Source organism: Stenotrophomonas sp. SrG (assembly GCF_050031795.1).
Taxonomy (GTDB): domain Bacteria; phylum Pseudomonadota; class Gammaproteobacteria; order Xanthomonadales; family Xanthomonadaceae; genus Stenotrophomonas; species Stenotrophomonas rhizophila_A.
Genome location: NZ_JBNBBE010000457.1, coordinates 1 through 256 on the forward strand (window position 1 = coordinate 1; position 256 = coordinate 256).

Below are 256 nucleotides of genomic sequence, written 5' to 3' on the forward strand. Positions count from 1 at the left end.
CAGGGCTTTGAAGCCGAGCTTGGCCAGGCCGTCGGCGGAGATCGTCAGAGGCGAGATGTGTGCTTTGATGTCACCCAGCTTCATCTTGACCACCTCGCGCGGGGCCGCGGTGGCCGGGGCTGCCTGCGGCGAGCGCACACGCACCGGGGCAGGACGCGCGACCTGCGCAGGCACCTGGTGTTCCCCCACCACGGGCGAAAGCGAAGCTGCAGCGGCAGCCTCGGCGGCTTTGGCGGCGTCCTGCTCGCGCTGGATG

Annotated in this window: 1 pseudogene; it reads right to left on the reverse strand. The window is 70.3% G+C overall.

The annotated features are described in order from the left end of the window. A pseudogene (locus ACQG3P_RS20470) lies at window positions 1-256 on the reverse strand (hypothetical protein); the annotation flags it as partial.